Consider the following 24,243-nt stretch of genomic DNA (forward strand, 5'->3'; position numbering starts at 1 on the left):
TAATTTTACGAATCAGAATACAATAGCTTCTTAATATTAAAGGCAGCCAGTATTTCTTCATGTTGGTTTTTAGGTGCCGCAATTAATGTTGTTGATAAAACTTCAGCATCCATTGCATTATCTGTTTGCACACAAACACCTAATGGTTCAGTTATCAATTGTTGATTGATTGGATTTACAATATGTGCCACATCGTTATGCAGTCCGCTTATTGATAAACAATCGTTATTTAGCTCAAGAACCGAGTCAATACCCATATTATTTTGAAACGCAAAGGGCCAATATTCGCCATGCGGATGTTTTCCTCGGGTTAATATGGAACTCTCGCCAAAACTAATTAGCGCATTTTCAATACAGTTTTCCCTTAATATAGTATCCACCTCTTGCAACACAATTCCTTTACCTATTGCACCAAAATCAATTTGAATGCCCGCTTGTATAGACTTACAAGTACCATCCGCAGTAAATTGAATAGGCCAAATAGAACTTGCCGTTCTGTTTTGGTAACACACATCAAAATAAGCTTTGGTCATTTGAAAGTACTGTTCGCATTTAGCGATTACCTCAGTCAATACTGCACTTGGTTTAAATGCTCCTCCTTTATGCAAAGCCTGATTTAATAGATACGTTTCTGCATCAGGATTAAACCGACTCAAGGTTTTCTCAAGTTGCTCCGCACATGCAGTTATGGAACAAAAAACAGATTCCATCTTTTCCTGCACATCACCCCATAGGATCACATCCATACGGGTATTCATGGCTAAAAAGTTATTATGAAATACGTTTTTATTCATATTCTAATGCTATACAAGTGTGAATCAAGGGTTAAAAGCTTTTAATTAGAGCGCCTAGTTTTATTGGCCTCATTTTTAAATAGCTTTTGTTTGTGTTAAAACTTTAGTAAGACTGGGAAGCCGAGAGCTTTGCTCGAAGATCACCCAGCCGCACTTAAGTTTTAGCATAATAAAAAGGCTATTTAAAAAGCAGCCTTGATTTTCTTTGCTTACTTTCTTTGATCAAGCAAAGAAAAGTAAGTCAGGGTTTAAGGGATGAATTAACAATCTATGTTATACAAAAGAATAGAATAATTTAATAACAAAAAATCCCTTAGTGTTTACTAATATGCTCAACTCTTGATTCGCATTATAAATTTATATGTAAAGGGTAGTTTATTAGATAACAAGGTGCAAAAAGCAATACTATAGCTATTGCAAGTTGCACCTTGATTATCTAAAAATTATAGTTTTGGCTCCCAACCTTTTTCGTATTCTCGTTTCCACATTTTTTGTGCATCCTTATTTTTTAGCACTCGCCCTGTTTTAGGATCTACATCGATGCTTACTTTTACATCTTGTGCAATATTTCCTAAATGACACAGCTGAGTTGATATACCTCCATCGTAAATAGGTGCATTTAATTTTTCACCTTTTACCACTGCGGCAGCTAAATTACGCATGTGATTAACAGTTAGCATATCAAAACCAATTGAATCGTTGGTATCGGTAGCAGCCTTATGTTTACCTTCCCACTCTGTTTTAAGTTTTTTACCCTTTAAATCCATTAAAACATACTTGCCTCTATCTAACTGTATAACACCCTTTGAACCGTAAATAACAGTTCCTCGGCCACCACCAGGATTAAAGGCTTGTGCACTATAACCTTCCCAGGTAATTTGCTTATTTCCTTCAAAGTTATAACTCGCAATTTGCGTATCAAACCACTCCCAATCATCGCCAGAGTGTGCTAAACGCCCACCATTTGAAACTACTCGGGTAGGATAATCAACACCCAAAGCCCAACGTGCAATATCAATCTCGTGCGTTCCGTTGTTATGTATTTCACCTGTTCCCCAAGTTCTGAACCAATGCCAGTTATAAGGATGAACATTATCTCTGTATGGCTCACGAGGTGCAGGACCTTGCCATAAATCCCAATCTAGATGCTCAGGTGCAGGAACTTTTTTTCCTACTCCAATAGGTTGACGAGCGCGGGCATAAAAAGCCTTTGCCATATATGGATCTCCAATGATTCCCTCTCCTATTTCGTTAATAGCCATAGCCGATGTTTTAGACGAGCGCTGTTGGTTTCCCATTTGGCACAGTTTACCAGTCTTTTTCTGAACGGCAATTAAAAGTTCTGTTTCATAAGGATTATGACTACATGGTTTTTCAACATAAACATGTTTACCTGCCTGCATAGCCCATATAGCCATTGGTGCGTGGTAATGTTCAGGTGTGGCAATTACCACAACATCCACATCTGTTTTTTGAAAAACCTCGCGAAAATCTTTCTCTAGTTTCGGGTTAAACTTTAGCTCCTTACAATGCTTGCTAAAGCTATTCAAACGCTTTCCGTCAACATCGCAGATATAAGTAATATTAGCCTTATCAACAAAACCTATTGATTTAGCAAGACCATGGGCTCTACCACCGCATCCAACAATTGCAAAGTTAATGATATCATTAGCACCTAATACGCGTGCATAACTCTTTGCAGAGCTAAACATTGCAGCTCCAGCTGCGGCAGTAACTGTTGTTTTTATAAAGTTTCTTCTTGAGTTCATGTTATAAAGTTTAGATCTTCTTTTGGTTGTTTACAATTCTTTAATTTTGATGTTCTTAAAGTTCACCTCATCACCATGGTCTTGCAATAAGATTAAACCCTCTTCTTGCTCGCCAAAGTTGGGCCAATTATGGTATTTACTATAGGCAACCAAGGCACGCCACATCTGAGTATTACGCTCGTATTCAACAACCTTACATCCATTTAAAAAGTGTTGCACTTTATTACCATTAACCACAATTCTGGCTCTATTCCAGTTGTAGCCGTTCCAATATTTTTTAGTGTATAGAGATGGGATATACTCCTGAGCATTGGCTGTCATTAGGTCGTATAAAGAACCTACTGTTCTATTACCCTTAGTACCTTTTTTAGCATCAGGATGAAACTTATCATCTAATATTTGAAACTCACAACCTATGGCAGAACCCTTTCCTTTGTTAAGCTCAGTATCTACAAAATACTTAATACCACTATTGGCTCCTTTTGTAATTTGAAAATCAACCTCAAGTATGAAGTTTTTATAAGGACGGGTGGTAACTATATCTCCTATTTTATCAGCTTCCTTACCCCCTGAGGCTTGAATTGTAAGTATACCATCTTTCATAGTCCAACCTTTTGCTGGGAAATCATCCCGCTTGGCACCTCTCCAACCTTCAGAGGTTTTACCATCCCAAAGGAATTTCCAACCATTGGCTTTCTCTTCATCCGTCATCACATTAAGCATGTGGTTTATAACAGGAGCAGTAGTTTCAAATTCATAATCTGCTGGAACCTCTTGAATAGTAATATTTCTCCAACGAGTTTTGCTTCCTATTTTTGCACCCCCTGCAGAGTGAACCTGTAAGGCGATAAATCCAGTTTCTACTTGTTCTTCATATAGGTTGGCACAATTAACACCATTTACCCAAGTAGCAATACGATTACCAGAAGCAATTACTTTAATTTTATTCCACTCAAGGTTTTTATAGGCCTTGCGACCGGCCTCATTGTATTCTAGATTATATCTCCAACCATATCTCGATTGATCGTATATTCCTCCTGTCCATCCACGAGGTGAATCATCGGCCTCAACTTGCGGACCATAAACACTGTTCTTTCCTTTGGATTTATCATATTGAGAACGGATTTGAACACCGCCGTTTAAGGTTGCATCCATTTTAATTTCATACTCTAAAATAAAGTTGGTGTATTTCTTTTTTGTAGCGAGGTAAGTACTAGGTGAGTCTTTAGTAGAAACCCCAACAATAACACCATCTTCTACTGTAAAAGGAACAAACCCATTTAAAGCTTCCCAGCCTTTAAGATTTTTTCCATTAAATAAAGCTTTTGGTTCGCTTTGCGCACTCATCAGCGTTGCCATTATAAGAAAGCAAGCTGTAATAAGTTTTCTTTTCATCATTTCGGATTTATTTAATTAATGTAAATACTCTTTTACAAATGTTAATTTCACCTAATGTAATGTAGTTCATTAATAATAAGCAGTTTTTACGTTGTTTTAACCCTTGTTTTAATGGTTAAAACAAGAGCTGCATGCCTTATGGAAAGGAGAATTAAGATTTTTTAATTACATTCGCCTATCCTAATAATATGCTAACAGATCAAGAGAAATACGAAGCCCTAAATGAGATTTTGAATAGTAAATTATTCTCAAAATCGACAACAGCCAATGTTCTGCTTAAGTTCTTGGTAGATTCATCTGTTAATAATGTTGAGTTATCGGCTTCAGCGATAGGGCTAGAATTATTTGGCTCGCAATACCCACGTGATAAAGGAGAGGCCAATGCCCGCGTTAATATTTATCACCTAAGAAAAAAGCTTCAAAAATATTACGATACAGAAGGAGCTGATAATGATATAACAATTAGTATTGAAACAGGACAATACGGTGTGACATTTACTAATGTTCCTACCCGCAAAAAGAAACGATCTTATACTCTTGCAATAGTCATAGCAATTACTGCCCTAACAATGGGAATCTTCTTTTCGAGTATTAATTGGAATCAGGATTTAATATGGCATAGTACTTTTTGTAATAACAAACCCACAACTTTGTTTATTAGTCCTGTTTTTGGATACAATGGACCTTCCATTCGGGGAACCAATGTATTTCACAGAGATGCGCAGATTAACTCGGAAAAAGAATTGCAAAGTATATTGGATACCATCCCTGATGGACATCTATATAAAATGTCACGGCCTAACTACACAACCTATGAAGACGCGGCAACCATAAAACATTTTGCCCGTTTATTTGCCTTTAATGATGCTGATTTTTCAGTTAGAAAAGCAACAGACTTCACCTTTAGTGATTTAAAGGAACAGAATATTATATACTTGAGTCCTATGCGATATAGGACGACTTTTAGTGATGTATTTAATGAGTTATCGAAGAATGTAAAACTGCAGAAGAAATTCAGCAACAACAATCAGCGTTTGGTTTACGATAAAGCTAAAACTGACTCTGTATTTTTACTTAATACTGATACTCAAAATTTTGAATACGCCCTTGCTGCCAAATTTAAAGGCAGTAATAACACCAATCATTTAATGTTCTTTGCAGATCATGGTATGGGGCTTTCTGCCATGAGTGAGTACTTTGCCAATAAAGATTCTATTAATAGTTTTTCTGAAAAATATTTAAAGGAATCGGAAGAGTTTGTGGCGTTATTTTACGTGGGTGGTAAACAACGTACCAACCTTAAGCTCGACATGGTTTTTATTGATGATAATCAATAAAATGATTCTGAATTAACTTCTCCTTGTTTTGGATTATCCAAACTTACACCTAAGCTTTGTGTAAATTCCGGAACATATCCTATATTCCTATTTTTAACTTAGGATAGCTCCATGGATATGTAGCTGACCAAGAGAGGGGTCGATAATACATCTACACCCTAAAAAAAGAACCATAATTACTGTTGCTGGGTTATTTATTTACTATCGTGTACATAGTAAATTACGTAACTTATTACTTCAGTTACAACTATACCCTATTATTTAAGGCTTTTAGGGGCGGTTGATTTGCAATGCGTGTTGTAATTTGCACTTTCTAAAAAACAACGTTCTTAATAAAAAACATCCTTACAATGAAACACTTTATTTCTAAAGGTATTATTATAATTATGGCACTCGCTTTTGGTTATAATATTAACCTAATGGCCAAAGGCAAAAAAAGCAAACCAAACATTGTAATATTATTTGCTGATGATATCAGCGCACGCGAATTCCCTATTTATGGTTCGAAGGTATGGAGTAAGCCCACAGGCGGAGATACCACCGATCCTAAATATAGAGCACACACACCCGTAATGGATCAAATGGCCAACGAGGGGGTATGGATAAAAACGGCATGGGCAGCAACGGTTTGTTCTCCAAGTAGGGCCATGATGATGACAGGGAGATATGCCCATTTACATAAGTGGTGGAACAATGGCGATCTGGGTAAATCAGATGCTCCTGATGGAAGTAAGCAAAAGAAACAGGTTTATCCGTTTTACGAGAGTACCGAATATACAATAGGTGCAGTAGCAGCCAAAGGAGGTTATAACAGTTATTGGGCAGGTAAAACGCAGATGAAAGGTAATAACCTACTAAAGTATAGTTTTGACGAAGGGTGCTTTACCCCGGGCGAGCAAGGTGCTCCGGAAAATCCGTATACCGATTTTGCTGTGGTTAATGCTAAAAGAGATGGTAAAAAAGTAGTGGTTAATAAAGATAATGGTAAGGTAGTAGATTATTATGCTCAGAGTGGATGGTATTGGAAACCTCACGTAAGATTAATGAATCATCCAGATACTAAAGGAGGTTTAACGTGGTGGCCCAATACACCTGAAACTAAAAAAGAATTTGGCTTAAATACTTATGGTCCTGATGTTGAATTGGATTTCATCTTCGATTTTATGGATAGAAAAAAGAATGATAAGAAACCATTCCTAATTTATCATACCACACATTTAGGTCACGACGGTTGGGACTTTTTTAATACCGATGCCAAGGTAAAGAGTAAATGGCCAAGTACTCCTAAAATTGAATGGAAAAATGGCAAATACACACGCACTAAACCAAATATTACTGGTGATAAAGGGGTGTACAATACACACGGAACAATTACAGATGTGGGAATTCATAACCACATTAATTACATTGATTATCAGGTATGGCAATATTTAAATAAGTTTGAAGAACTGGGTGTAGCTGATAATACGGTATTTATTATTTGTGCCGATAACGGAACATCGGGCTATGGAAAAAACAGTCCGGTTATGCAAAAAGGAACACATGTGCCAATGATTATATATGCACCCGGATTTAACTTTACCAAACATGGTGAGCAAGATATATTAGTAAATATTGCTGATGTGCTACCTACGATTGCTGAGTTAGGTGGCGTTACGTTCCCAAAAGATTACGAAGTTAATGGCGTAAGCTTGTGGCCTTATTTAACCACTAAAACTACCAAACACCGGGATTGGATTTATGCCTATCGCAAAGATGCACAGTTAATACGTGGTGAAAAGGTGATGAAGGATGGGAAGGACAATTGGTACGATGTATCAGGCAGTCCGGATGATTTAATTAGTTTCCCTAAAATTACAGATTGGGGCAAAGTAAGTGAAGTACACAGAGCAGAACGTAAGAAATTAGAAGAGATATTACCTCGTTTTGATTTACACGACAAGGAGCATGATGCTCCAGTGAATAAATAAGAATCCGTATTATTGTTATGCCTCTTGGGGAGATGTTTTAATTTAGAACATCGTACTTAAGGGGCATTTTGTATATTTGCCTAAAAATTAGGATATGCGAACATTGGGAAATATTATTTGGTTTGTTTTTGGTGGGATATTCATCGCCATTGAGTACATTTTAGCGAGTATCCCATTGTTTATATCTATAATTGGTATTCCCTTTGGTCTGCAAACACTAAAATTAGCTGGAGTAGCACTATGGCCCTTTGGCAAACGCATAACTGATAGTCCTAATAATAGTGGATGCTTATCGTTTTTTATGAATATTCTTTGGCTTATTACAGGCGGTTTTGGCATATGCCTATCACACTTGTTAATGGCCTTACTCTTTTCTATCACCATTATTGGTATTCCATTCGGAAAACAACATTTTAAATTGGCAGGCTTGGCTTTAACGCCTTTTGGGAGGATTATTAGCGAAAAATAGTTAGCCGTTTTTACTGATTACATTAAGTATGCTATTGAAAGTGCATCGAAAATAACAAGAACCAGATTACTCTGCTAATCTGTTTTTCTTGTGCTTGTACGTGTTGCTAAAACAAGCCTTATTGTTAAATACAGGTTTCTGCATATTTACCCAAGTGAGGTGCCAAACAATGTGCTGCATTGCAGATAATGCTATGGTTTAATGGCTCATTTTTTCAAATATTTCAGCCCAGGACACAATCCTTGTAACATATTATTAATTAACACAATGCACATACTTTCAAAATCATTGTATTAAAAACTAAAAAATGTCGGATGTTTTTTAATTTTCGTCAAGTGCATTTTTGTTTTTCGTCAGGTGCATTTTTAAAAATGCTCCTGTTGGTTTTTGAAAATACTCCTGTTGCAAAATAAAAAACCTCGTGAGCTTAATCATTTATGCGCCGCTTGTGATTAAAAATGATGCTTTGTATTTAACAGAATCAGTGTTTTGAAATTGCTTTTTTTGTATTGTAATTTTGGCTTAGGGATAGAAGCGGCATCCTTTGTGAGCCTTCGTTTTGGCGAAACAAAGATATAGCGCATAGCCCGACCGACTATTATAGTGGTTTATGGTTTATAGTTTTTTTTTGGAGGGAAGCCCCTAATTTATTTTATAGCCCATGCTTTTTGGTATCGTTTTAGCTTTCGGGTGAATCGCCATATGAGTAAAATGGCTCCGGCACTGAGTCCTAGTGGGAAACCAAACCATATTCCGATTTCGTTATAGCCCCAAACAAAGGCGCTTAGATAACTTACCGATAAACTTATGGCGAATAATGAAACTAGGGTGATTAAGGCGGGTACTAATACATCGGCAAGGCCGCGTAGGGCAAAGCCGTAGATGAGCATGAGGGCATCGGGTAGCTGATATATGGCCAATACGATTAGAAATTGCGATGCGAGGTTTATTACTTCGGTATTGGTGGTGAATAACGATGGTAGCCAATGGCGGCTCAGAAAAAAGAAACTGCCCATGCATATTACCATTAGTAGTAAAATGTGCACTGAGGCTGCCATGGTATTGCGCATACCGTTGATGTTTCGCCCTCCTTTTAACTGACTTATGCGAATGGTTGTTGCGGCGCCTATACCTTGATATACCATAAAACCGAGCGTTGATATGCTAATTCCGATTTGGTGCGCGGCTAGGCCTTGTGCGCCCAACCACCCCATCATTACGGTGCTTAGCGCAAAGGCTGAGGATTCCATTACAATTTGTCCGCCTGAGGCGAGTCCCATTCTGAAGAAGGGTTTCATACCTTCTAAGGTAATGTTGACTTGTGCTATGCTTGGTAGGTGCTTTTTTAAACTTGGCGTGCGATAAAACCACCACATGGCGGCTAATAACATAAAGATACGCGAAATGAGGGTTCCTATTCCGGCGCCAAGAAGGCCTAGTTCGGGGAAACCTAATTTACCGTATATCAACAGGTAATTAACTGCAACATTTATTAGGTTGGCTGCAATGGTGATTAGCATACTTACCTTGGTGTTTCCGATACCCTCAGCGTATTGCTTAAAGGCGAAAAAGCCCATCATAGGTAGTATTGAGGCCATTAATACAAACATATATTGGCGGGCCATATCAATTATTTGTGGCGGCTGCCCCATGCTACCCATAAATTTAGATAGGATGAATAATAGGATGGTTAATGCTACGCCAACAATTGCATTTGATGCCAAGCCATTGGCGAATAAGTTGGGTATTTTTTGTGGTTTGTTTTGTCCGAATGCATTGCCAATTAAAGGCGTTATTATATACGAAAAGCCAGTTCCGAAAAGGATGGTTAGGGTAAATAAGGTATTGGCAAAGGAGGCCGCAGCAAGGGGATCGGTACTATTGCCTGGTATGTGGCCAATCATCATATTATCGGCTATACCAACGGTGATTTGCCCTAATTGTGCCAATACAACTGGGAGTCCTAATGTTAGGATGGATTTGTAATACTTGCTTTGTTTAATCAATCTCATTGTGTAAATATTTGCTTGCTAACAAACTAACGAGACCTTTCCCTATATTGTATCTCCTGGTATGGAACGATTGAACAAAGTTGGTGACTTTGGGCTTCAAGGTGTGAAACAATTCCTACTATCAACAATAACAATATAGTCGTGTAGACTTTTTGCAATAGCTCGCTAGTTTTCAGTTAGAAGTCAGTAGTGAACTATAAACTACAATACTAGTATTACAACAAAATACCGTTGAATATACTTAGCTCTAACAAATACTAAAACTTAACAAACTACTTATTTTTATTATGTACGTAAAAGTAAAGTCTTTATTAAAATGATGAAACTTTTAGAGCGCTAAAAGATGTTAATAATTAATAGACAATTAGATTTTAGAGAATAGACTTTAGACTGATTTGTAGAAAGTTTAACTTCTACTCATAAACTCTAAGAAACTGTTTAAATTTTGTTTTTTGAGTGTATTTTGAACTTGACTATGTTGAAAAGACACCTAAATAAACGAAAGATAAATTTTAAACAGTTTCTAAGTAAAACAACAGCACTTTTTATAAAGATTAACGTCAAAAGTGACAGTAAAAGAACTATGTCTATTATCTAAAATCTAACAATCTACTTTCTTAATGCCTCATATAATATTTCAACCGGATGCTGGGCTTGGCGCTCAGTACCGTCTTTAATTTGATGACGACAGGATGTTCCGGCTGCAGATATTAAGGTGCTTTCTTGTGTAGCACGAATTGCTGGTAACAATACCAATTCGCCTACCTTTTTAGATAAGCTATAGGTGCTTTTTTCGTATCCGAATGAACCTGCCATACCACAACAACCCGACTTAATTTCCTCGGCTTCGTAGTTTTTAGGGAACGATAAGACTTTTTGCGTATAACTGGTATTTGATAGTGCCTTTTGATAACAGTGCCCGTGAAACTTTACCTTTTTTGATGCTTCGGTAAACGAATTTTGCTGAATACGACCGCCGTCTATTTCCTTAGCCAAAAACTCCTCAATGGTATATGTGTTTTTAGCAACCGCAATGGCTTGCTGATGTAAGGCACTGCTTACCAAATCGGGATACTCGTCTCTAAAAGTTAAAATAGCACTGGGTTCAATACCAATTAAAGGACTCTGGGCTGAAACCATAGGAGCCAAATATTCAATATTCTTATTCGCCAGCTTCTTGGCTTTCTTTACCAATCCTTTTGATAGGTATGTACGTCCGCTATTGGTATGCTGCGGAACAATTACCCTATAGCCTAAAGTTTCTAACAACAGAATGGTTTTAATACCTATATCACTTTCGAGGTAATTGGTAAACTCATCGGCAAACAAATAAACTGTTTTATGAATTGCCTTAGCTTTCTTTCGCCACTTACTCCACACCTTTAAGGTTTTAGGCGACATGCTTGGCAAATCTCTTTCTGTTGAAAACCCTATGGTGGATGCTATTAGTTTACGCAAGGTTGGTACTTTTAATACCCCATTATACAACCATGGAGTAAGCGACATTAGTTGGTTTATTTTTGGATAATTACCCACTAACCACGCTTTGCTTGGCACACCTGTTTGCTGATAGTAATATTGTAAAAACTCGGCCTTTAGCTTGGCTATATCAACCCCCGATGGACATTCTGATTTACAAGCTTTACACGATAAACAAAGTTGTAATACTTGGTTCACATCTTCAAGGTAAAGGTTATCCTGATCGAGCTTACCAGCAAAATATTCACGCAATATATTAGCTCTTCCGCGTGTACTATTTTTTTCGTCGCGAGTGGCCATGTAACTCGGGCACATTGTACCCCCAATAATTTCCGATTTTAAACAATCGCCCGAACCCGAGCATTTGTCAATGGCCCTAATCATACCGTCGGTTTTATCCCAACGCATGGTTGTTTCAAATACCTTTTCTTGGTTCTCTACCCTATAACGCAATGATGTATTCATTTGCGGGGTATCAATTATCTTTTCCGGATTAAGGATGTTGTCCTTATCAAATACCTTTTTAACGCGTAGTAGTAATTTATAGTTTGAATCGCCCACCATAAATGGAATAAACTCACCACGCAACCTACCATCGCCATGTTCTCCACTAAGCGAACCTCGGTACTTTTTAACTATATCAGCTGTATCCTTTGCTATTTTTCGAAAAATGATAACATCTTGCGAACTTTTTAAATTTAAAATAGGACGAAGGTGCAATTCTCCCGTTCCTACGTGCGCATAAAAAACACATTCTTTATCGTATTTCTTAAGCATGGTTTGTATATCTACTGCAAAGTTTGGCAAATCAATTGGGCGGATGGCGGTATCTTCAATTACAGCAACAGGTTTATGGTCGCCTTTCATGTTAGATAAAACACCCAAACCGGCTTTTCTAAAATCCCAAACCTTTTTAATATCGCCTCCGGTTATAACCGGAAATGAGTAACCCAAGTTATTCTTTTTAAAGTCTGCTATTAATGCAGCCGTTCTTTCTTGCAGTGCCTTCTCTGAATGCTCAGCAAATTCTACCACTAAAAGCCCTGCTGGATCGCCCTCTAAAAAGAAACGATTGTGCTCTTGCGATTTACTCTGTCCGGATAACTCTACAATTTTATCATCAATTAATTCAACAGCTCTGGGCTGATGCTTTAAAGCTACTAGGTTGGCTTCGAAGGTTTCGTTTAATGAATTAAAATGGGCGCAAACCAATGCTTTATGTTTGGGCGGAACATTATTTAAATGCAGTTTAATGCTTGTTATTAACATTAAAGTTCCCTCTGATCCGGCAATTAGTTTTGCCATATTAAAGGAACCTCCCTCCTCAACAAAAGGTTGCATATTGGCTAACAAATCAACTGCATAACCAGTATTTCTTCGCTTGATATCAGGATGTGGAAAGTGCTTGTGAATCTCCTCTCTATTGTCTTCTGAAGCTAATAATTTATTAATTTCTCTGTAAATATCGCCTTCAAGATTCTTCTGCTGGCATTTTTTATCAAACTCCCAATTAGAAATTTCTTTAAACGTTACCTCTTCGCCATTTGCTAAAAAGCCACTTACCTCTAAAGTATGATCGCGGGTGCTACCATATACTAAAGAGCGCGAGCCACAAGAGTTATTACCAACCATACCTCCAATGGTACACCTATTTGATGTTGAAGTTTCTGGGCCAAAGAATAAACCATATTTTGCGAGTTCAATATTCAGTTCATCAAGCACTACGCCTGGCTCAACAGTAACCCAATTCTCATCTTGATTAACCTCAATAATGGAATTCATATACCTACTGGTGTTTACCACCAAACCATTACCCACAACTTGTCCGGCCAGTGAAGTTCCCGCACCACGGGGTATTAAAGGAATTTTATGTTGATGGGCAAAATCAATCAGCAGATTAATATCGGAGTAATCGCGGGGCCAAACAATACCTAGTGGTTTTTCTCTGTAAGCAGAAGCATCTGTTGAGAACTGGGCTCTATCAGAGTTGGAGAAAGAAGCCTCTCCTTTTAATAAGGTATTTAATTGAGATAGTTTATTTAGTTGCGAAGACTCATCCATATTTCGAATTTTCAGTAAAAGTATAAAAATTCGAAATATAGATAAGTAAACTTGTTGTGATATTAACTAGTAAATTGGATACTGGTCTTCACTTAAAAAATCTTTGACGGTAGAATTATAGAGAACCTGAAAATTTTCTTTTACCCATTCTAACAATTCTCCAACCTCTTTGGGAGATAACCACTTGATAGATTTAAACAGTTCTTTTTGAAATAACTCTTGGTTGTTTTGCAATCCTAAAAGGATCTTTTTTTGGTGTTCTAGCATACTCATACTGTTTGTAACTAATTATTAATGAGAATATACAAACCACATACCACAATTAACTAATAGTGGTAGGATTAGGTGGTTTTTAAAATTTATTAACTCAGTTAATTGGGATATTAACGCCAAGGTAAGCCTCCATTTTATTTGGATCATAGTTAAATAAATTACTAATTAAACGGGTTGATCCGATATAGAAGTATCGCCATTTTAATGCAATACCAGAAGTAAAGCCTGTTATATTATGAAAACCTAATGGCAAAAAGAATCCCCAAGTATCTGTTTCATACCTCGGTGTAATACTACTATCAAACAAGTTACTATACTTTACATTTAAGAGTGTTTTGTAAGGATTTCTGCTAAGTGACAAACTTGCATTTATATATAATTTAGAAGTAAAACAGTAATCGCCATAAAAGTTAAATCTAGTAGGTATATCAAGACTAAAGCCCTCTTTTTCATTTTTGTAAATCTCTACTGATTTATTTAAACTATCCACCAATTGATCTACTGTTGTAATACCATTAAAACGCTCATAAGGCATATCTTTAATTGATACATGATATTGCGATCGCATTGCACTACTCCTATTTTCTAAACCACCAATGTCGTTTATTGCAACACCCAGCTTATAATGGTAAGGGGTAGTTTTTCTATCGTCTTTCTTTACAAAACTAAAAGCAATATCAGCTCCCATGGCATAGTCACCGTCAAACTTTATTTTACCATCTTCACCTATTTCGTAAATTAAATCATTCAATGCATAATTAACATCTACATCAAAATTATTAATCTTATCATCGTTATAATCTAAGTTTATTCCATTTAAACTAACATAACCATTACCTCCACTCTGTATTAGTTTTAAGGTTATACCTCCACTAATAGAATATTGGTCATTTTTTATCAATAAACGTGAATAGCTAACATTGAGCTCAGTCCAGGTTAATACTACTCCATTTAACGATTCATCAGCTAAACCATTCATCTTTTGATCATAGTTTGCCTCCGAGAAAAGTTTAGTTACATCTTTATGTGAAGCTGCAAAGTAACCTAAAGCTCTTATTGAAGTACTCAAAGCAAAGGCATTCTTCTCATTTAGTTTATATGATACCGATGGTAACAAAATTCGCCCATGTACATAGGTATCGCTTTCAATACTTGTCATTAAAGAATTCATTGTTGAAAACCCAATCTTTTTTATCAATTGGGCGGCGTCTGATTCATTTTCTAACATTTGATTCTGTAAATAAATATGCGCTGATACCGCATTTATGTGCATTTTATTAGAATCCAAAACCAAATCTGCAACATTGTTTGCCAAGTTCTGTAAGGGAAAATAATTACTACTATGTATTCCTTTAGAGTGTTGGCTTGCTAGGTTATGGCTAATTACGAATGCGAAGAATAGTAAAAAGTGAAAGATATTTCTTTTCATATACAAGCAACATTATAAGCCTACTCCGAAGCCTACACTAATTTGCGGTTCGCCTGACTTATAAGGACTATTATCATCTTGCAGAACATCAAATAAAACTCTAACCGAAAAAAACGAACGCTTACTAATCATGGTTCTATAACCGCCACCAAGCCATATATACGGAACAAATATTCTATCGCTTGAGCTAATGGTATAATAACTATCGTAGTTATAACCTGCCAATTCGGCATGGGCAAATATTTTCTTGATTAGATCATACTGTCCAAATAAACGAGCCCCATAATCGTGTGCATTAACGTTCATATCGTAGCGATCATCCATTGTATAAATATATTCAATACCCAAACCTGCGTAAAACTTTGGTGTGAGTTTAGCACCCAAAAGAGGACTTACTCTGATGGATAAATAATCACTAAAATTACCAGATAACCCAATATTACCCCCTGTGTACAACTTATCCTTAAATGGCTTTTTTTGGACCGTATTAGTTGCTGGTTTTGAGTTAGAAATACTATCAAACTGATAGGCTACTTGAGCAGTAACAATATTAAATGCAAAAAACAATATGGATATAAAAATGATCTTCATAGCATTAGAATTTAGATTATTATATGGTACTAATTTAACCAACAATATGTGTAATTGTTTGCTAATTAATTACAATAGGCCTCAATAAAAGTACAATAATTATCCCGATTGAACTTTTACAATACTATTACTACACCTAAAAACAACAATAAATAGGGTGTAGATGAAACTCTCCATATAGACAAAAACTAACATTTGCTGATTTCATCTACATTTTCGCGAAATGTAATTTTACCACCCGTTAATTTTATCTCTATCCCGTACCTTGTAGCTAAATATTATTAATTCCATTATTATAATTCACTATGAAACAAACTAAATTCTTAGGCATTTTAACGGTTTGTCTATTTACCTTTTGTGTTAACTCTATTAGTGCTAAAAAAACAAATATTGTATTCCTATTTGCGGATGACGCAGGATACCATGATTTTGGTTTTCAGGGTAGCAAAACTTTCGAAAGCCCTAATCTTGATAAATTGGCTAAAGAAGGTATGGTATTCAAGCAAGCCTATACTACCGCAGCTGTTTGTGGCCCATCAAGAGCAGGGTTACTAACCGGAAGATACCAACAGCGCTTTGGGATTGAAGAAAACAACGTACCTGGATATATGAGTCATTCATCTAAGCTTTTAGCCGATGAAATGGGCTTACCTTTAGATGAAAAAACAATTGCTGATTACCTTGGCCCTTTGGGTTACAAATCAATTATTTTAGGCAAATGGCACTTAGGTAATGCCGATAAGTACCATCCGATAGCACGAGGTTTCGATGAGTTTTACGGTTTTAGAGGTGGGGCGCGAAGCTTCTTCCCATTAACCCAAAAATTAGCTTTTGATAGAAAAGAAGACCGTTGGGAAAGAGGTTATGCCAACTTTGAAGAGCCCGACAGATATACCACTGATGCTATAGGTGATGAAGCTTGTGATTTTATTGAGCGTCATAAAAACAAACCCTTTTTTGTGTATGCTTCATTTAATGCGGTACATACTCCTCTTGAAGCTTTGCCTGAAGATTTGGCCAAAGTAAAAGGCTTAAGTGGAAAACGCAAAAAGCTAGCTGCCATGAACATTGCAATGGATAGAGCTTGTGGTAAAATTATGGATAAGCTTAGAGAATTAGGACTTGAGGAGAATACTTTAATTGTTTTTTCAAATGACAATGGTGGTCCTGATGGATCTATGACCTGCAACTACCCCTTAAGTGGATGCAAATCAAATCACCTTGAAGGAGGAATTAGAGTACCCATGGTTATGAAATTCCCTAATGTAATTAAAGCAGGTTCTACTTACGATTATCCTGTAAGTATGCTCGATATGTTACCAACGTTTGTAAATGCAGCAGGTGGTAATGCCGATGCTATAACAAATATTGATGGCGTTGATTTAATGCCGTATGTTACCAAACAAAACAAGGCTCGTCCGCATGAAGTATTATTTTGGAAGAAAGAAAATAGAGGTGTAGTTCGCCAAGGAGATTGGAAATTATTGCGATACCCAGATAGACCTGCTGAGCTTTATAATTTAGCCAAAGATGTTACCGAAAGTAATAACCTTGCTTATAAACATCCTGAAAAAGTAAAAGAGTTATTTAAAGTATTATGGGAGTGGGAAGGTGAATTAGAGCGTCCGCTTTGGCAACTTAAACGTGTTTACGAGGTAAATGCTATGGAGCGCATGGATGTTAAAAGAACACCTGTATTAGATTAACTTTTTACACATCTTTATTGTGATAAATACCACCCATACTTTAGCTCAGTACTCACTTAGTTTGTGGTTAAACAATATGATTATGATTTTACTACTTCAAAGAAAAGAATATTCGTTATTACTACTATTGGTAATATTCGGATTGATCAACAGCAATGGAATTAAGGCTCAGCCTAAGGCTCCGGAAGGCATGGAATGGAAAGAAATTCCTCAATTATGTGATGAGTTTGATGAATGGGACAATACCAAATGGACAAAGTCATTGTGGAACTACGGAGTACCCGTTAAAATGATGGCTAAAAATTCGGGGGTAAGTGATGGTAAGCTTTGGATTAAAGCATCTTTGGATAAAAAAGAAGCGAAAAAAGAAGATGGGCGTTGGTTTGAAACCTCAAGGGTGATGTCGAAAATGAAAGTTAAGTTTCCGATGTATACAGAATGTAGAATGAGAACCTCTCACCTATCTGCCTTTTCTACTTACTGGCTTAATAATGGGAATAGTGCAAATAGAGATGAAATTGACATTTGTGAGCATAACTCGAAGCCTTCATTTACCAATCAGGTAGACCGACCATATACCATGTATTCGCAATATTTTATTGTTAAGGATGACGAAACGGAAAGGCATCATGGTAATTTTGATAATAGAAACTTATCGGATGACAATCCTGCCAAAGGACGCAAGTGGAATGAAGGATATCAAGTACTTGGTTGTTGGTGGATAGACGAACACCATGTTCAGTTTTACATTAATGGCGAGAAAGCTGGCAAAGTAGAATCGAAACAGACCTTTACGCGCGAACAGAATATCATTTGGGATTTATGGACGAGTAAAGATTCTTGGACTGGTGGAATTGCTGATAAAAAAGATTTATCAAATGATTCAATAAATACAATGTATGTGGATTGGATACATACCTACGAACTAGTAAAAAGCAACTAACTAAACAGATTATTACTAATTTAAAACTCACATTTTCTTAATTCTGAAAATGTGAGTTTTTTATTTATTTTATCTCGGTACAATAATCCAATTTTAGCATCCGCCAGCAACACGCTTTTTCTTGGTTCTCTTTTTAATAGGAGGTTTAGGCGCTTTAGGCGCATCCTCTGAAATAGTATTTAAGGTACCACCTCCTAGCGCAGCACTTGCACCTTTTCTAAAATCGTAACGCGCAAATTCATCATCCGGACTTGTGGCATTTGGTTTTTGCGGATTCATTATAGTTTCGGCATAATAATTTAAGCCGCCTTGCATCACATAATTATTTATGTATCCCAATTGGCGTGTGATCATCCATGCTTCATTAGCCTTGGTTGAACCATTTGAATAAAACACATTCATGGTCACATCCTGATTTAAATAAACCTCATTCTGTGGAGACAAAATATCTGCTAACGAAATATGTATTGCTCCTGGTAAGTGGTATTTATCGTAGCTATCCTTATCTCTTACATCAATCAAACGTAAAGATGGGTCTTTCTGAATCAACATTTCAGCAACCTGGTCGGGTAAAACAAATTGACTCCCCTCTTTTACTTCCTCTAATAATTGATTGGCTGTTAATTTATAGGGACGCATGGTATTTTCGGGCACAGCAGCAATTATAATACCTAAAGGAATAATTGCCATGGCTAACTTTATTCGCATATTCATAATCACAAATTTTAAATATTAATACTCTTGGCGCGGAAACTTACGCTCTGCCCACTCACCAATAAAAAACATACCTAAAGCCGCTAGTATCAATAATAATCCAAAAACACCGCGCGAAACTCCTAATAACTCATTAATAGTAGGCGTACCCATATTCTCGGCATAAAATAAACTTTCCCACAAAGGAAATCCCTCTGTAAAAATAAGTACCCCTATTACTAATCCGCCCACAAAAGCCAAGGCATCTATTTTGCCAATTGATAGGGCACAGAAAGCAGTTCCTGGACAAAATCCACCCAGTATAAAACCTACACCCATTATTGCACCACCAACCATGGCCGACCATAAAAAAGTAGGGTTGATATAAACTAAGCTCAAATCGATCCATCCGAATAAACTAAAAAACAGAAGCCCCAACATGGCTACTATTGCTGCTGTAAAAAATACTTTTAAAACGGTTGTATCATAGCCATAAAACATTCCTGCAAGTTTTCTTGATGATGAAAACCCACTTCTCTCTAAAACAAAACCAAACCCTATTCCTATTATGAATGCCATCATAAGGTTAGTGTTGGCCGAAATATATTCGTATATAACTAATGGTCCCATATCTAATTTATTTTAAATCCATAATTTACGTGCAACATAAGCTAAAGCAAAGGCAGTTCCGAAGATAAAGGCCATGGTTATAAAGCCGCCTAACGACAGTACTGCCATTCCGCTGAGTGCAGATCCACTTGTACATCCGCGACCTAATTGAGAGCCAAAACCAAAGAATATTCCTCCAATTACGGCAAATAAGATTCGTACTTTACTGGTTATTTTAGGACTATGCTCTACTTTAAACTTTAGGCGCCCTGCTATAGCTCCCGAAAGAAAACCACCAACTAAAACCCCTAACATTTCCCACACTAACCAATCTTTTAAGGGGCCACCAGAATGGGTTTCTTTGTACGACTTATAAAAATCAACACTCTCAATGTGGGTGGGACTTACTGTTTCAACCGATTTTACCACCACACTTTTCACAGCTCCACTTGCTCCCAAACCTCTTCCTGAAAAGAAAAAAGCAGTTAATAAAACAAAGCCAAGCAAAACACCACCCAGGTATGGATTCATGTATTTTTTACTTTTATCATCGCTCATATTTCTATTTTTTAACTGATTATTATCGACCAACAGTCAGTAACAAATCCTATTAATCTCTATTTTTTTAATAAAGCCATCTGCTCATTTGTCCGGCATAAGCCATAATGAAACGAAAAATCAAACCTCCAAACAAAACCAAAGCAGGTGCTACCATATATGGAATTTTCTTTTTCCTCAGTTCTAATATTTCTAAAGCAGCGGGAATAATTAAGCCAAATCCTACAACAAAAACCCAAAACGGTGCGGTAAACTGCCCTCCTAAAAACATGGCAGATGCATCAATTTGTACCTGAGTACTTGCCCTAAACCCCATGAACATGTGCACTATCAAAAATAATTCGATAGCAATCAATAATAAATCAATACGTGCAAAAGTATGCCGTTCAATTGCTGATTTAGATAAGATGATAATAGCAGCTGCGCCTGTTGATAAACCTGAAACTAAAAACAAAGGCCCTAAAATGGAAGTATTCCACAAGGGACGCGCATTAAATGCCGATAATAAAATTCCTGTATAAATACCGAGTATTACTGCTAATATCATCATACCCCAAGCTAGATATGCTTTATATTTTTCTATACTACGAATAGCGTCTTTCACAATCTCAAACTTCCAATCCCAACTAGGGAAAAGGGTTTTAATATAAAGGGCTGCCCAAGTGATGGATAAGGGACTAATAAGCATTAAAGTCCATGCTCCCCAACTCATGGGTGACTCTAACTTTATAGCTGTATATAAGCGCCAAAAATATAGTTTATGCTTTAGGTCGAGGAATAAGAAAAACAAACCTAACACCAGCAATATTGGTACAAAAATAGGGGCCAATTTTACTGCTGTTGGATACTCCTCTTCCTTTCCTTTAAGAAAAAAGTAAGCCGCGAAAAACAATATACCAGCTGCTAAACCGCCTAAAAATAAGTAGGCAGGAATGTGCCACTCCCAAATTTGCAATTGTGGATCTATATGAGGATTCATCCTTCCGCTAACAATTAATTCTTCTCTCATTTTTTTCAGTTTTTAAAGCTTATTAAATCAGAAAGTATAATTGAGGTTTTGTACCTGCCTCTGGAATCAAAGTTTTGTATTTGCGCTTTCTCAAAACCTTACTTACATCAGAATTCGCTTGATCTAAATCTCCAAAATACATGCACTTTGTTGGACAAACAGCTACACATGCTGGTTGCTGTCCATCTTTTACTCTATGCTCGCAAAAGGTACATTTATCAACATATCCATCCGGGTGCGTATAGCGCGCATCATATGGGCAAGATGCAATACAAGCACCACAACCAATGCACTTATTTTTTGTAACCATTACCACTCCGCCATCACTATAATGACTGGCACCAGTTGGGCAGCATCGAACACAAGGAGAATTTTCACAATGGTTACAACGCTCTGATCGGTGCTCCAATTCTAATTGCGGATAGGTACCATCAGTAATTTCAACAATCCAATCTCTACAATAGCCAATTGGCACATCATTCTCTGTTTGGCAAGCCACAACACAGTCGCTGCAACCCACACATTTTTTAGTATCTACGGCCATTGCATATCTCATAGCTATCCTCCTTATGCTTTATCAAAGTTAAACGTCACAAAATTGCCTCTCATCCCTGTACCACCCATTATTGGGTCCATCATCACATTTGTTATTAACTGGGTATCGCTTGCTCCTTTTCCAAAAGCTCTGCTCAATTGCTTTTTAGAATGACCAAATCCATGAACCATATAAACTGAGTCCCATCTGATACGTTCGGTTACTCTTACTTTTATCGGAAATGTAGAAACCACATTATCTTGATTCTGTAAATAAACTTCCTTCCCATTTTCAAGCCCCCACTCTTTGGCTACTTTAGGGTTTACCCAAACGGTATTTTCATCCATTAAATCCGTTAGGTTAGGATTATTTGCGGTACGCGAGAAGGTATGCATTGGTGCTCTACCATATATCAACCTGTAGTAACCTTGAGGAGGCTCGGGATGTGCTGTATACTTAGGCATCGGATCAAAGCCATACTCCTCAAAAGATGTGGAATACAATTCAATTTTACCGGTATTTGTATTAAACTCAATTTCCTCACCATCCTGAAAGTAAAGATCATCATAAGCTCGCGGCATCTTTTTAACACCAATGCGCTGCATTTCTTCCAATGAAAGTCCGACTTCTTTTAACTGATAATCTAACTCCTCTTCAATAGAATTAAATGGGAAGTAATCTCCTTTACCCATTTTTATGGCCAATTTTTTGGCCATCCACCAAGCAGGTTTTGAGTTGTATAAAGGTTTAGTGGCTGGCATACGCAGCGAAATAGTAGGCTCGCGATGTTGCGTTACTCTTAAGGAATCGTAACGTTCGAGATAGGTACACTCAGGTAAAATTACATCGGCATAGCCCGTAATTTCCATTGGCATAGTATCAACCACCACCATTAAATCAAGGTTATTTATGGCATCCAGCGTTTTTTGCCGGTTGGGTAATGTTTCTATTAAGTTTGTTCCGTTCACAATCCATGCCTTTATGTTACAATCCATGGTTGCACTAGGTATGGTTGCATCGCAAACACCATTGGCTAAAGCTAAATCGGCCAACTCATATTTACCTCCCATAGCATCACGCCAAGTACGTTTTGGTTGTGGATATGGCGGGTGCGGAACGCCTGGTACTTTGGCTTTCTCAGGATTATAAAAACCACCACGACGTCCCCATGAGCCTAACAATGCATTCAGTATGGCTACCGCTCTTAATCTTTGTGTATCGTCGCCATACCAAGTAACATGCCTTCCGGGATGAATAATTGTTGCGGGGGACGCATTGCCCATTTCACGGGCAGTATCTCTTATTACTTGTGGTTTAATAGTTGTGATTCCGTAAGCCCACTCCGGAGTCATATTAGCAACATGTGCCTTAAGTTCATCAAAACCGTAGCAATATTGCTCAACGTACTTTTTATCATAACGCTCTTCGTATATAATCACATGTATCCAAGCCATAAGAAGTGCTAAATCGGTACTTGGCTTAATGGGCAACCAAAATTTAGATTTACCTGCTGCTGTTGAAAATCGAGGGTCAACTGTAATAATGGTAGCCCCCTTGTCAATGGCATCCGACATTTCTTGTACATGCCCATTGTGCATATTCTCACCAATGTGAGAACCTATTAAAACCAAACATCTGGTATCTCTAATATCTGTAGGCTCAGGCGAACTCAAACCATTACCAAATGTGGCTATAAAACCAACCTCGCGTGGCCCGCGACACTGTGCATAAGAAGGGGCTGTAATATTCTGAGACCCCAGGGCTTTTAATAAATTTCCGAAATAGGTTCCGCCACTTCCGTGCGTAAATAAAGCAATACATTCAGGACTGTGCTCTTTTATTACTGTGTTCAGCTTAATGGCTACATAATCTAGTGCCTCATCCCATGTAGCCTTTTTAAATCTTTGAGTTCCATCTTTAGCCTGCACTCTAATTAAGGGTTCCTTCAATCGATCCTCATCATAGTACATGCCAATACCTCCGGTACCCCGTGGGCAAAACCGACCATTGCTATTTGGGTCATCATCGTTACCTAATATCTTTTTGATTTTACCTGCTTCATTTTTATAAGTCCAGCCAGCACACTTCCAAAAACACACCTCACAATAAGTTGGTGTTCGCTCTAGCTCTTCCGCCATTTTCCATGGGCCTTTGGGTTGCTCACTTATTACTACCGCTTTATTGGCCATTAAAAATCGCGATCCCACAAAAGCACCTGCGGATCCTAATGCTGTAATTCTTATAAAATCTCTCCTAGTTTTCCCCATCGCATAGAATATTTGAGATATTGTAACTAAATATACAGCAAAATATCCATATATCTAGATTTATAGCCCAATCCCTATTTAGACTTAATATCAATAAGGAGCTTTGTAGTTCTATTTAAGCAGTTAAAAATTATGAAGTCAGGTTTTCATACGAAGGCACAATAGTGATGCAACTAAATACATTTATTGAGTTTCATTAAGTCCGTGGACTTACAACTTAAAGCCCGTGGTGTTTTAGCGCAAAGTCCATGGTGTTATGTAGAAAAGCCCATGGTGTTGTATGCAACAGTCCATGGGGATACAGACTTAAGTTGTTGGTAGTTTAGCAAAGAGGCATTAAA

At 37.2% G+C, this 24,243-nt stretch carries 19 protein-coding genes; 5 read left to right on the forward strand and 14 right to left on the reverse strand.

Translation table 11 applies throughout. The features are described 5' to 3' along the window. Window positions 1-5: 5 nt before the first annotated feature. The 3 genes from QMO11_RS13080 to QMO11_RS13090 form a co-directional block, all read right to left on the reverse strand. On the reverse strand, window positions 6-794 hold the full coding sequence (locus QMO11_RS13080; RefSeq protein WP_282037689.1) for an FAD:protein FMN transferase: 789 nt from the start codon (window positions 792-794) through the stop codon (window positions 6-8). Window positions 795-1,237: 443 nt separating this feature from the next. Next, window positions 1,238-2,563 carry a Gfo/Idh/MocA family protein gene (locus tag QMO11_RS13085; protein WP_282037690.1) on the reverse strand — a complete coding sequence of 442 codons (1,326 nt, stop codon included), beginning with the start codon at window positions 2,561-2,563 and terminating at the stop codon, window positions 1,238-1,240. 30 nt (window positions 2,564-2,593) lie between these two features. Then, on the reverse strand, window positions 2,594-3,961 hold the full coding sequence (locus QMO11_RS13090) for a 3-keto-disaccharide hydrolase (RefSeq protein ID WP_282037691.1): 1,368 nt from the start codon (window positions 3,959-3,961) through the stop codon (window positions 2,594-2,596). 188 nt (window positions 3,962-4,149) lie between these two features. Here QMO11_RS13090 and QMO11_RS13095 point away from each other — a divergent pair, with 188 nt between their 5' ends. From QMO11_RS13095 to QMO11_RS13105, 3 genes are all read left to right on the forward strand, one after another. Beyond that, window positions 4,150-5,298, forward strand: a complete 1,149-nt coding sequence (locus QMO11_RS13095; RefSeq protein WP_282037692.1) for a hypothetical protein — start codon at window positions 4,150-4,152, stop codon at window positions 5,296-5,298. A gap of 350 nt (window positions 5,299-5,648) precedes the next feature. Then, a complete protein-coding gene (locus QMO11_RS13100) occupies window positions 5,649-7,268 on the forward strand; it encodes a sulfatase-like hydrolase/transferase (RefSeq protein WP_282037693.1) in 1,620 nt (539 codons plus the stop codon). A gap of 94 nt (window positions 7,269-7,362) precedes the next feature. Continuing rightward, the gene (locus tag QMO11_RS13105; protein ID WP_282037694.1) at window positions 7,363-7,737 is read left to right on the forward strand and encodes a YccF domain-containing protein; all 375 of its coding nucleotides are present in this window, start codon (window positions 7,363-7,365) and stop codon (window positions 7,735-7,737) included. A gap of 647 nt (window positions 7,738-8,384) precedes the next feature. Here the strand turns inward: QMO11_RS13105 and QMO11_RS13110 are convergent. From QMO11_RS13110 to QMO11_RS13130, 5 genes are all read right to left on the reverse strand, one after another. After that, on the reverse strand, window positions 8,385-9,749 hold the full coding sequence (locus QMO11_RS13110) for an MATE family efflux transporter (protein ID WP_282037695.1): 1,365 nt from the start codon (window positions 9,747-9,749) through the stop codon (window positions 8,385-8,387). Between the two features lie 609 nt (window positions 9,750-10,358). After that, entirely contained in the window at window positions 10,359-13,289 is a 2,931-nt protein-coding gene (locus tag QMO11_RS13115) for an FAD-binding and (Fe-S)-binding domain-containing protein (RefSeq protein ID WP_282037696.1), read from the reverse strand. 66 nt (window positions 13,290-13,355) lie between these two features. Next, complete coding sequence (locus QMO11_RS13120; protein WP_282037697.1) at window positions 13,356-13,556, reverse strand: hypothetical protein; 201 nt, start codon at window positions 13,554-13,556, stop codon at window positions 13,356-13,358. Window positions 13,557-13,656: 100 nt separating this feature from the next. Next, window positions 13,657-14,991 carry a DUF5723 family protein gene (locus QMO11_RS13125; protein WP_282037698.1) on the reverse strand — a complete coding sequence of 445 codons (1,335 nt, stop codon included), beginning with the start codon at window positions 14,989-14,991 and terminating at the stop codon, window positions 13,657-13,659. A 12-nt stretch (window positions 14,992-15,003) separates the two neighbouring features. Further along, window positions 15,004-15,582, reverse strand: a complete 579-nt coding sequence (locus QMO11_RS13130) for a hypothetical protein (RefSeq protein WP_282037699.1) — start codon at window positions 15,580-15,582, stop codon at window positions 15,004-15,006. A 305-nt stretch (window positions 15,583-15,887) separates the two neighbouring features. Between QMO11_RS13130 and QMO11_RS13135 the strand changes: the two genes are divergently transcribed. Both QMO11_RS13135 and QMO11_RS13140 read left to right on the forward strand, forming a co-directional pair. Next, window positions 15,888-17,288 carry a sulfatase gene (locus QMO11_RS13135; protein WP_282037700.1) on the forward strand — a complete coding sequence of 467 codons (1,401 nt, stop codon included), beginning with the start codon at window positions 15,888-15,890 and terminating at the stop codon, window positions 17,286-17,288. 82 nt (window positions 17,289-17,370) lie between these two features. Further along, entirely contained in the window at window positions 17,371-18,231 is an 861-nt protein-coding gene (locus QMO11_RS13140; protein ID WP_282037701.1) for a LamG domain-containing protein, read from the forward strand. A 93-nt stretch (window positions 18,232-18,324) separates the two neighbouring features. Here the strand turns inward: QMO11_RS13140 and QMO11_RS13145 are convergent, their stop codons facing one another. Genes QMO11_RS13145 through QMO11_RS13170 form a run of 6 tightly spaced genes read right to left on the reverse strand, consistent with a single transcriptional unit; the run spans window position 18,325 to window position 23,902 of the window. After that, a complete protein-coding gene (locus tag QMO11_RS13145; RefSeq protein WP_282037702.1) occupies window positions 18,325-18,945 on the reverse strand; it encodes a rhodanese-like domain-containing protein in 621 nt (206 codons plus the stop codon). A gap of 18 nt (window positions 18,946-18,963) precedes the next feature. Continuing rightward, on the reverse strand, window positions 18,964-19,554 hold the full coding sequence (locus QMO11_RS13150; RefSeq protein WP_282037703.1) for a YeeE/YedE thiosulfate transporter family protein: 591 nt from the start codon (window positions 19,552-19,554) through the stop codon (window positions 18,964-18,966). Between the two features lie 12 nt (window positions 19,555-19,566). After that, on the reverse strand, window positions 19,567-20,124 hold the full coding sequence (locus QMO11_RS13155) for a YeeE/YedE thiosulfate transporter family protein (protein WP_282037704.1): 558 nt from the start codon (window positions 20,122-20,124) through the stop codon (window positions 19,567-19,569). A gap of 34 nt (window positions 20,125-20,158) precedes the next feature. Continuing rightward, window positions 20,159-21,100: an NrfD/PsrC family molybdoenzyme membrane anchor subunit gene (nrfD, locus tag QMO11_RS13160; protein ID WP_282037705.1), complete on the reverse strand. Its 942-nt coding sequence runs from the start codon at window positions 21,098-21,100 to the stop codon at window positions 20,159-20,161. Window positions 21,101-21,122: 22 nt separating this feature from the next. Next, window positions 21,123-21,656 (reverse strand): 4Fe-4S dicluster domain-containing protein, encoded by a 534-nt coding sequence (locus tag QMO11_RS13165; RefSeq protein WP_282037706.1) that lies wholly within the window; start codon window positions 21,654-21,656, stop codon window positions 21,123-21,125. An 11-nt stretch (window positions 21,657-21,667) separates the two neighbouring features. Then, window positions 21,668-23,902: a molybdopterin-containing oxidoreductase family protein gene (locus tag QMO11_RS13170; RefSeq protein ID WP_282037707.1), complete on the reverse strand. Its 2,235-nt coding sequence runs from the start codon at window positions 23,900-23,902 to the stop codon at window positions 21,668-21,670. Window positions 23,903-24,243 lie beyond the last annotated feature (341 nt).

The organism is Saccharicrinis aurantiacus (assembly GCF_947489045.1).
Taxonomy (GTDB): Bacteria; Bacteroidota; Bacteroidia; order Bacteroidales; family Marinilabiliaceae; genus Saccharicrinis; species Saccharicrinis aurantiacus.